Below are 9,929 nucleotides of genomic sequence, written 5' to 3' on the forward strand. Positions count from 1 at the left end.
GGGAGTTGACCGGGCCGGCGTTGGCCCGGGCCGTCCTGGACGCCGCGATGGCCCGCCGGAAGTCGGGCGGGTCCGGCCGGCGTACCCGGGGACGGGCCGACCTCGACGGTGATCCGGGCGACGGCTCAGGTGAGGCGGGTGCGGGACCGGCGACCGGCCGGGCTGGGCAGCCCCGGCGCCGGCCCAGAGGTTATTCCGGGCCCGGACCGGATCCCCGGGACCCGCAACTGCTCGGTGCGGTGCTGGCCCGAATGGTGAAGGCGCGTGGCTGGCAGCAGCCGGCGGCCGAGGCGACCGTCTTCGGTGCCTGGGAGCGGGTGGTCGGGGCGGACATCGCCGAGCACAGCCGTCCGATCAAGTTGGAGGACGGCGAACTCACGGTCGAGGCGGAGTCGACGGCGTGGGCGACTCAGCTTCGGCTGCTGGCCGGCTCGCTGCTCCGGCGTATTGCGGCTGAGGTGGGTCATAACGTGGTCCGACGGCTGCACGTGCACGGCCCCACGGCCCCGTCCTGGAACCGTGGTCCCCGGCGGGTACGAGGACGTGGTCCCCGGGATACGTACGGCTGAGCCGACGCAGTCGGACGGACGGCATCCGGCGGACGGACCCGCCCGCCATAACGCGCAGCCGACCGGCGCGGGAGCGGGCCGGCGCCGCCTCGGGTGTCGTCGACAGGGAAGACACCGCCGACAGTGCGGGTGTCGTCGACAGGGCGGGCTCCGGCAGGGCGGCGGGTTGCTGCCGGCGGGCCAGGGCCAGGCCGGCCCAGGCCGAGGCGACCAGGCCGACACAGCCGGCGAGTACCAGTGTCTGCCGGGGACCGGCGTGCTCGGACAGCCAGCCGAGGCCGGGCGCGCCGACGGCGGCGGCGACCGAGCCGGTCACCGCGACGGCGGCCAGTACCCGACCGCGCATCGCACCGTCGGTGTCGAGCTGGGCCCGGGTGCCGACGGTGGTATCGATGATCACTGCGGCGGCGGCGATCGGCAGGATCGCGAGCGCGAAGCTCCAGACGCCGGGTGCCAGGCCGGCGAGGGCCTGGAGTGCACTCGCGACCAGCCCGGCACCGACCAGGATGCCGTAGCCGAGGTGGCGCCTGCGGGCGGCGGCCAGTGCGCCGAGCACCGTGCCTACCGCGAAGACCGTGGAGAGCAGGCCGTAGACGGCGGCTCCGCCGCCGAACGGGCCGGCACTCATGGCGGCCATCGTGACCTGGTAGTTGCGGCCCAGGCTGCCCAGCACGAAGGCGAGCGCGAGGGCGGTCAGGATGACGGGCTGCCGGCGTAGGTAGTTCAGCCCGGCCCGGATTCCGTGCCCGGCGTCCGGACTCCCCTCCGGGCCGGGTTCCGGCTGGTGCAGATCCCCCTGCCGTACGGAGAACAGCGCACCCACCACGGCGGTGAAACTGACCGCGTTGATCACGAACAGCAGGGCTGGTCCGGTGGCGGCGACCACGACCGCGCCGAGGCTCATTCCGAGGATCCGCCCGGCGGAGTTCGTCAGTGAGCCCAGCGCCAGAGCGTTGCCCAGCGTTTCCCGGTCGACCATCATCGAGCCGTACCGGCCCATGACCGGGCCCTCGATCGCGGTGAGTGCCCCACTGACCAGCGAGATCACGTAGATCATCGACATCTGCGGCGCGTCCGACCAGGCCAGTGTGGCCAGGCCGGCGGCGAGCAGGGCGTGCCCGATCTGGGTGCCGATCAGCAGCGGTCGGGCGGGCAACCGGTCCGCGAGGGCACCGCCCCAACCGCTGAGCAGGAGTGTGGGGAGGGCCTGGAGCAGTACGGCGACTCCCATCGAGGTCGCCGAGCCGGTCCGCTGCAGTACGTACCAGTTGACCCCGAGCACCTGCATCCAGGTGCCGATCACGGACACGAATCCGGCGCCTGCCCAGATCCGGTAGTTGCGATGGCGCAGGGCGCCAAACGTGGTACGCAAAGCCGCGAACCCTCCCCGTTCGTCGGCGGGCGAACGCACGGAAGGCGCCCCCGCCTGATGGCTGTCCGTCACTGATTCGCAACAACCCGCGAGGACGGGCAAGTCTGGCTGCTGCTCAGGCCATTCGTTCAGGGGCGGTGGGAAGAATCACGCGTATCACCGCGTAGCCGGCGATTCGGGCTAACCCGCAGATGGCCGTTCGTCCGACCCATTGCCCGTCAAGGGGTCAGCAGGCGGTGGGTCGGCGGGTCAGCGAGGCCTGGCGGGCGGTGGATGGCGTCCGGGGCCGGATCAGGAGTCGGCGTAGACGGCGAAGCCGCGTTCGGCGCACCGCCGGTAGAAGCCCGCGAGGACACCCAACTCGGAGCGGGAGAAGCTCCACTGCGGTGCCGCCCCGGACTCGTCGCGGAGCGCGTCCAGCCGGCCGTCCAGCCACCGCAACTGCTGTTCGGCCAGCCGGCCGTCGGCCAGCGCGGCCCGCAGTACGGCGCTGACCGTGTCGAAGGTCACCGACTCGCCGAAGCCGCGGTGCCCGTCGACGAATCGCTCCAGTCCGCCGGCGATCCAGGCGCACCCGTCCGGATCGATCACCGGGTCCTCGTCCTCGGCGGCAGCCTCGGTGGCGTACAACACGCCGTCGAGGCCGAGCAGCAGGTCGACCAGTTCGGTGTAGGCGGTCGCCCGGACCGCACCGGTCTTGGCGATGTATCCCGCCAGGGCCGCGGTCGGCGCGGCGACGTCCGGCATGTCGGCCAACTCACCGAAGTCCACGAACTCGGCGGGGGCCACCGGGTCGTAGAAGCGGCCGGTCCGCGGCCAGCGCACCGCGACGTTGTCCAGCCCCATCGAGCGTCACCTCTCTTGGCACCTGACGAAACCGGTCGGTAGGACCGTCCGATGCGCTTTCCGGGCATCCTGGCCACGGAGCTTACTCACGGCGTCGCCGTCGCAAAGTTACGGCACCACCCGGGTTCGCGCGACCCCTGGCCGGACCGACCGAGGCGCCCGGCGCCGACACCGCCCGGCGGGGACCCGCTCGCCGGATGGTGGGCGCGGCGATGTCGGAAACCGCCCCCGATTCGACCCGGTGCGTGTGGGGGGAGTCGTGGGCGTAGGGGTTCGGGCGCCTACGACTGTCTCAGGGCGCCGCGCAGGGTGCCGGATAGCCAATATGTCATCTCGGCACAGTAAGATTGACGGCGAGACGACGACACGGTGTGGAGCGATGACCCGAACTCGGTGTTCGGGACGGGACCGCGCCGGGTCCGAGCCGATCGCGATCCGTGGGCAACCGCGGCGACCGGCGCGTTCGACCGTACCCCGGATCTCATCGTGGTGTCGGCCCACGCGCCCCGCCGTCGTGGCCGTCCACCAAACCCGCGCTCTCCGCGCCTACCCCGGCGTGGTGCGGTGCGAGAAAGTGGCCAAGGTGGCAGCGCAGAAGAAGCAGGAGTACGGCGCCGAGTCGATCACCGTTCTGGAGGGCCTGGAGGCCGTCCGGAAACGGCCTGGTATGTACATCGGATCGACTGGTGAGCGCGGCCTGCACCATCTTGTCCAGGAGGTCGTGGACAACGCGGTGGACGAGGCGATGGCCGGCTACTGCGACACGATCGAGGTCGTCCTGCTCGCCGACGGCGGCGTCCGGGTCACCGACAACGGTCGTGGATTCCCCGTCGACCTGCACCCGAAGCTGAAGAAGCCCGGCGTCGAGGTCGCGCTGACCGTCCTGCACGCGGGCGGCAAGTTCGACGGCAAGTCGTACGCGGTCTCCGGTGGCCTGCACGGCGTGGGCGTCTCGGTGGTCAACGCGCTCTCCACCCGGATGTTCGTGGAGATCCACAAGTCCGGGTACGTCTGGCGGCAGTCGTACGACAACTCCAAGCCGTCTCCGCTGGAGAAGGGCGAGACCACCAACACGACCGGCTCGGCGGTTTCCTTCTGGCCGGATCCGGCGGTGTTCGAGACCACCGACTTCTCCTTCGAGACGATCTACCGCCGGCTCCAGGAGATGGCCTTCCTCAACCGTGGCCTGACCATCCAGCTCCGCGACGAGCGGGTGCAGGAGGAGGACGGCAAGCCGCGCGAGGTCACCTTCTGCTACAAGGGCGGCATCGCCGACTTCGTCCGGCACCTCAACAACTCCAAGAGCCCGATCCACAAGACCGTGGTGGAGTTCGGGGCCGAGGAAGAGGGCATGTCGGTCGAGATCGCCATGCAGTGGAACGAGTCGTACGGCGAGTCGGTCTACACCTTCGCGAACACCATCAACACGCACGAGGGCGGCACGCACGAGGAGGGCTTCCGGGCCGCGCTGACCAGCGTGGTCAACCGGTACGGTGCCGAGAAGAAGCTGCTCAAGGGCGACGAGAAGCTCTCCGGCGAGGACATCCGGGAAGGGCTCGCGGCGATCATCTCGGTCAAGCTGACCGAACCGCAGTTCGAGGGTCAGACCAAGACCAAGCTCGGCAACACCCCGGTGAAGAGCTTCGTCCAGCGGGCCTGCAACGAGTGGCTGGTCGACTGGTTCGACCGCAACCCCGGTGAGGTCAAACTGATCATCACCAAGGCGACCCAGGCCGCCCGGGCCCGGATCGCGGCGCAGCAGGCGCGGAAGCTGGCCCGGCGCAAGTCGCTGCTGGAGTCCGGCTCGATGCCGGGCAAGCTGGCCGACTGCCAGTCCACCGATCCGCGCGAGTCCGAGGTGTTCATCGTCGAGGGTGACTCGGCCGGCGGCTCGGCCAAGCAGGGCCGGGACCCGCGTACCCAGGCGATCCTGCCGATCCGGGGGAAGATCCTCAACGTGGAGAAGGCCCGGATCGACCGGGTGTTGAAGAACAACGAGGTCCAGGCCCTGATCACCGCCCTGGGCACCGGCATCCACGACGACTTCGACATGGAGAAGCTGCGTTACCACAAGGTGGTGCTGATGGCCGACGCCGACGTCGACGGCCAGCACATCCAGACGCTGCTGCTCACCCTGCTGTTCCGGTTCATGCGCCCGCTGGTCGAGATGGGGCACGTCTACCTCGCGGCACCGCCGCTCTACAAGATCAAGTGGAACCGCAAGGGCGACGACGCCCAGTACGCCTACTCCGACCGGGAGCGGGACGGGCTGATCGCGCTGCGGCAGCAGAAGAAGGCGAACGCCAAGCCGGACGACATCCAGCGGTTCAAGGGTCTGGGTGAGATGAACTACCCCGAACTGTGGGAGACCACGATGAACCCGGCGACGCGTACCCTCCGGCAGGTCACCCTCGACGACGCCGCAACCGCCGACGAGCTGTTCAGCGTGCTGATGGGTGAGGACGTGGAAGCACGTCGTTCGTTCATCCAGCGCAACGCCAAGGACGTCCGCTTCCTCGACATCTAGTGGTGGTACGGCGGTCCCGGCCAGTCGGCCGGAACCGCCGGTGCCGTGTTGCCGGGCTCGGCCGAACGGCCCGGCAACACCGCCGTTCCACACAGTTATCCACAGCTTCCACGGTTTCCACAGCCGTTATCCACAGCGGAATGCGGCTTTGAGTCTGATAAGGGTTGACAGTGACGGATATCCCCGAGTCCTCCGCCAGCGAGCCGGAGCAGGAGCCCGCCCTCGGCGGTGCGGTCGCTCAGCACGACCGGATCGAGCCGGTCGGGCTCGAGGTGGAAATGCAGCGCTCCTACCTCGACTACGCGATGAGCGTGATCGTCGGACGGGCCCTGCCGGACGTGCGGGACGGGCTGAAGCCCGTACACCGCAAGATCCTCTACGCCATGTTCGACTCCGGCTACCGGCCGGACCGGGGGTACGTGAAGTGCTCCCGGGTGGTCGGCGACGTGATGGGTCAGTTCCATCCGCACGGCGACTCGTCGATCTACGACGCCCTGGTCCGGATGGCCCAGATCTGGTCGCTGCGCTACCCGCTGGTCGACGGCAACGGCAACTTCGGCTCGCCGGGCAACGACCCAGCTGCGGCCATGCGTTACACCGAGTGCAAGCTCGACCCGCTCGCCATGGAGATGCTCCGGGACATCGACGAGGACACCGTCGACTTCCAGGACAACTACGACGGCCGGGCCAAGGAGCCGACGATCCTGCCGTCGCGGATCCCCAACCTACTGCTCAACGGCTCCGAGGGCATCGCGGTCGGAATGGCGACCAAGATCCCGCCGCACAACCTGCGGGAGATCGGCGCGGCGGTGCAGTGGTGCCTGGAGAACCCGGACGCCGACGAGGAGACCACCCTCGACGAGCTGATCGGGATCGTGAAGGGGCCGGACTTCCCGACTCACGGGCTGATCGTCGGGACCACCCCGATCCAGGACGCGTACCGGACCGGACGTGGTTCGATCCGGATGCGCGCGGTGGTCGAGGTCGAGGAGGACAAGAAGGGCCGGACGGGCCTCGTCGTCACCGAGCTGCCGTACCAGGTCAACCCCGACAACCTCGCCGAGCGGATCGCGGAGTTGATCAAGGAGGGCAAGCTCGCCGGGATCGCCGACATCCGGGACGAGTCGTCCGGGCGTACGGGCATGCGGATCGTGCTGGTGCTCAAGCGCGACGCGGTCGCCAAGGTGGTGCTGAACAACCTCTACAAGCACACCCAGCTCCAGGAGACCTTCGGCGCCAACATGCTGGCCCTGGTCGACGGGGTGCCGCGCACACTCAACCTGGCCCAGTTCATCCGCTACTACGTCGAGCACCAGATCGACGTGATCCGCCGTCGTACCGCGTACCGGTTGCGGAAGGCCGAGGAGCGGGCACACATCCTCCGGGGTCTGGTCAAGGCGCTGGACGCGCTCGACGACGTCATCGCGCTGATCCGCCGCTCACCCACGGTGGAGGAGGCCCGGCAGGGCCTGATCCAGCTCCTGGAGATCGACGAGGTCCAGGCCACCGCGATCCTCGACATGCAGCTCCGCCGGCTCGCCGCGCTGGAGCGCCAGAAGATCATCGACGAGCTGGCCAAGATCGAGATCGAGATCGCCGACCTCAAGGACATCCTGGCCAAGCCCGAGCGGCAGCGGAGGATCGTCTCCGAGGAGCTCGGCGAGATCGTGGCCAAGTGGGGCGACGAGCGCCGGACCAAGATCGTGCCCTTCGAGGGCGAGGTCTCGATGGAGGACCTGATCGCCCGCGAGGACGTGGTGGTCACGATCACCCGGACCGGGTACGCCAAGCGGACCAAGGTCGACCTCTACCGCTCGCAGCGGCGCGGCGGCAAGGGGGTCAGTGGCGCCACGCTTCGGCAGGACGATATCGTCAGCCACTTCTTTGTCTGCTCGACGCACGACTGGATGCTCTTCTTCACCAATAAGGGGAGGGTCTACCGGGCCAAGGCGTACGAGTTGCCGGAGGCCAGTAGGGTGGCGAAGGGGCAGCACGTGGCCAACCTGCTCGCCTTCCAGCCAGACGAGCAGATCGCCCAGGTCATCGAGATCCCGGACTACCAGGTCTCGCCGTACCTGGTGCTGGCCACCAGGAACGGCCTGGTGAAGAAGACGAGGTTGGAGGAGTTCGATTCCAACCGTTCCGGCGGCATCATCGCGATCAACCTCCGCGACGAGGACGAGCTGGTCGGAGCGGCGCTGGCTGGACCCGGGGACGATCTCCTGCTGGTGTCCAAGAAGGCGCAGGCGATCCGGTTCAACGCCACGGACGAGGCGCTCCGGCCGATGGGCCGGGCCACGTCGGGGGTGATCGGGATGCGGTTCACCGACGACGACGTGCTGTTGGCGATGGAGGTAGTCCGCGAGGGCATGAACCTGGATGTCCTCGTGGCGACGAACGGGGGATACGCAAAACGTACCCCGATCGAGGTGTACCCCGTGCAGGGTAGGGGAGGTAAAGGGGTGCTGACCGCGAAGATCACTGAACGCCGTGGCGGTCTGGTCGGCGCTGTCGTGATCAGCCCGGACGACGAGCTGTTTGCCATCACGAGCAACGGCGGTGTGATCCGGACTCCCGTGAAGCCTGTACGCCGAACGCGTGATCGGAACACAATGGGGGTCAAACTGATGGACCTACCAGACGGCGTGACTATTGTGGCGATTGCTCGAAATGCCGACGAGCCTGACGAACAGGACTAGTTGATGACGGAGACACAGGCGAAGTCGGGGGCTGCGGGGGCCTCGACCAACCCGGTCGACGAGGAGGCCGGCGGCGCTGGCACACCAGCGACCGGCCGCACGGCCGTCGGCCGGGCGGTAGTCCCCGCTGACGCGCCGTCCCCCAAGTTCACCCGGGCGCCGGGCATGCAGCCGCCACCCGATCAGCTTCCCGAGGAATCGGCAGCCACGTCGAGTGAGGCCGACAGCAACCTCGAGGACACGGCGCCGGCGGCGACGGAGTCCGGGGACACCGTGACGTCCGCCGTGGCGTCCTCTCCGGCACCGAGGGCGACCGTCAGCGCTGGTCGGGCCGAACCCGTTGGTAGAGCGGAGCAGACCGCACCGACCAGCCGGCTGGAGCAGCCCGGCTCGTCGAGTCGTACCGAACGCATCCCGACCCGGACCGAGCGTCCCGCCGTCCCCACGGCGAGCGGCTCCGAGTTGACCCAGCCGATCTCCAGTGCCCAGCAGGGTGCCTTCCGGCCCGGCCGGGCCGGTGGCACCCCCCAGCCCCAGACTCCGACGAGCCGATTCGGGTTCGGTGGTCCCGCCGCGCGACCGGGCACCGGCGTCGGTGGGACCGGCGCTGCTGCTGCTGGCGGTGCGGCGGCCGGGTCGGCCGGTGGGGCCGGAGCGGTCGGCGCCGCCCGGGTCACCGAGGCCGTGCGGGCTGCCCGCAGCACGGTCAGCTCGGCGGCCTCGCGGGGGCCCCGTCGGGCCCGCCTGAACTTGAAGCGGATCGACCCCTGGTCTGTGATGAAGTTCTCGTTCGCGGTGTCGCTGGTGCTGTTCATCGTGGTCATCGTCGCGACGTCGGTGCTCTACCTCGCGCTCGACGCGATGGGCGTCTTCGACAGCGTGAACGGCACGCTCACCGACATGCTCAGCGCGACCGGCGGTCAGGGCGGTAGCACCTTCAAGATCACTGCCAAGGGTGTCATCCTCACCTCGGGCCTCATCGGCCTGGTGAACGTGGTGCTCTTCACCGCGTTGGCAACCCTGGCGGCATTCATCTACAACGTCTGTGCCGACCTCGTCGGCGGCGTCGAGTTGACGCTCGCCGAGCGCGACTGAACGGACGACAGCGGTCTCCGGAACGCCGGGGCACGCCGCACAAAGCGGTCGCCCCGGCGTTCACCGTTCCGGTACCGTTCCAGTCGTACCTGGTACGGCAGCACAGGTTTCCGCCGGCACGGCCCCGAGTTGGGATCGGCGTCGGGGGTACGGTAACCTTGCTCGGCGCACGGGGGGCTATAGCTCAGTCGGTTAGAGCGCAGAGCTGATAACTCTGAGGTCGATGGTTCGATTCCATCTAGCCCCACTTCACACCGTCCGACGACTGGTCGAGCGTGAGGATACGTCCATGTTGAAGAAGATCCTGCTCGTTGTCGGCGTGGTAGGCGTCGCGGCCCTCGTCTACAAGAAGGTCAAGGAATCGAACGACGAGCGGGCGCTCTGGCACGAGGCCACCACCGCGCCGGACCTTCGGTAGTCTTCCGACCGGACCGCCACCGGGCGAGGCGTCATCCAGCCCGGGGCCGTAGCTCAACTGGCAGAGCACTGCCTTTGCAAGGCAGGGGTTAGGGGTTCGAGTCCCCTCGGCTCCACCAATCAACGCCTTGAACAGGCGAGATGCTTGATGCAAGATCATCGAGTACAACGTCGGTACAACCCCAACTTGATCTTGGTCCGGGGTGGTGCGGTTCGACCGGGCCGAACCAGGTCCGATTCGTGAACGGGTTGCCGTCGCCGCGTAGCACCTGCTAGATGTACTGCCCAGGGAGGTTGGTCGAGATTGTGTGACGACACGACCTGATGTCGTAGGTAGGTGAAGGCCTCCGGTTGTGGAGTGGAGCTGTCTAGGAACCGCTCCGCCAACCAGGAGGCCTTCGTGT

At 68.6% G+C, this 9,929-nt stretch carries 6 protein-coding genes, 2 tRNA genes and 1 pseudogene; 7 read left to right on the top strand and 2 right to left on the bottom strand.

Annotated features, from left to right (window positions below; genetic code table 11):
• The coding region (locus I0C86_RS35480; protein ID WP_196205684.1) for a DUF721 domain-containing protein at positions 1-569 on the top strand (569 nt) is incomplete at its 5' end.
• A gap of 181 nt (positions 570-750) precedes the next feature.
• Here I0C86_RS35480 and I0C86_RS35485 read toward each other — a convergent pair.
• Together I0C86_RS35485 and I0C86_RS35490 are read right to left on the bottom strand one after the other, a co-directional pair.
• Positions 751-2,013 (bottom strand): annotated as a pseudogene (locus I0C86_RS35485) (MFS transporter); the annotation flags it as partial.
• A gap of 219 nt (positions 2,014-2,232) precedes the next feature.
• A complete protein-coding gene (locus I0C86_RS35490) occupies positions 2,233-2,787 on the bottom strand; it encodes a hypothetical protein (protein WP_196205685.1) in 555 nt (184 codons plus the stop codon).
• Positions 2,788-3,370: 583 nt separating this feature from the next.
• Here I0C86_RS35490 and gyrB point away from each other — a divergent pair.
• The 6 genes from gyrB (at position 3,371) to I0C86_RS35515 (ending at position 9,644) form a co-directional block, all read left to right on the top strand.
• Positions 3,371-5,314, top strand: a complete 1,944-nt coding sequence (gene gyrB / locus I0C86_RS35495) for a DNA topoisomerase (ATP-hydrolyzing) subunit B (RefSeq protein ID WP_196205688.1) — start codon at positions 3,371-3,373, stop codon at positions 5,312-5,314.
• Positions 5,315-5,484: 170 nt separating this feature from the next.
• Positions 5,485-8,013 carry a DNA gyrase subunit A gene (gene gyrA / locus I0C86_RS35500; RefSeq protein ID WP_196205686.1) on the top strand — a complete coding sequence of 843 codons (2,529 nt, stop codon included), beginning with the start codon at positions 5,485-5,487 and terminating at the stop codon, positions 8,011-8,013.
• 3 nt (positions 8,014-8,016) lie between these two features.
• The gene (locus tag I0C86_RS35505) at positions 8,017-9,108 is read left to right on the top strand and encodes a DUF3566 domain-containing protein (RefSeq protein WP_196205687.1); all 1,092 of its coding nucleotides are present in this window, start codon (positions 8,017-8,019) and stop codon (positions 9,106-9,108) included.
• A 173-nt stretch (positions 9,109-9,281) separates the two neighbouring features.
• Positions 9,282-9,355: transfer RNA gene (locus I0C86_RS35510), tRNA-Ile, on the top strand.
• A 42-nt stretch (positions 9,356-9,397) separates the two neighbouring features.
• Positions 9,398-9,526 (top strand): DLW-39 family protein, encoded by a 129-nt coding sequence (locus tag I0C86_RS44040; protein WP_225945452.1) that lies wholly within the window; start codon positions 9,398-9,400, stop codon positions 9,524-9,526.
• Positions 9,527-9,568: 42 nt separating this feature from the next.
• Positions 9,569-9,644 (top strand) — tRNA-Ala (locus I0C86_RS35515).
• Positions 9,645-9,929: the final 285 nt, after the last annotated feature.

The sequence above is a fragment of the Plantactinospora alkalitolerans genome (assembly GCF_015690345.1).
GTDB lineage: Bacteria > Actinomycetota > Actinomycetes > Mycobacteriales > Micromonosporaceae > Plantactinospora > Plantactinospora alkalitolerans.